Here is a 265-nt window from a genome sequence, read left to right as displayed (position 1 = left end):
ATGCAGCGGGGCGTGTGCTTCTGGCCAACCCGACGGCGGAAAGAGGCTTCGGGAAAGTGGAGGGCTTCGAGATCACCTCACTCTCGAGGGACATCGAGTTCTACCGCTCCGATGGCACGCCGCGACCGCCGGGCGAGAGCCCCATCCTCCGAGCGCTCACCGGCGAGGAAATCCGCGATCTGGAGGAAATCGTCAGAGTGCCGCTGATGGCGGAGCTGCGCACACGCTGCGTTTCCTCCATTCCGGTGCGCGGCCAGGATGGCTC

Annotated in this window: 1 protein-coding gene; it reads left to right on the top strand. The window is 65.7% G+C overall.

The features are described from left to right. Positions 1–14: 14 nt before the first annotated feature. A partial coding sequence (locus tag ACZ3GY_RS24160) for a hypothetical protein (protein ID WP_465912297.1) occupies positions 15–265 on the top strand: 251 nt, incomplete at its 3' end.

This window comes from Pseudomonas sp. PME37.24/006 (genome assembly GCF_055556635.1).
The sequence above is the reverse complement of the archived record's forward strand: the minus strand, read 5'-3'. Positions and strand labels throughout refer to the sequence as shown.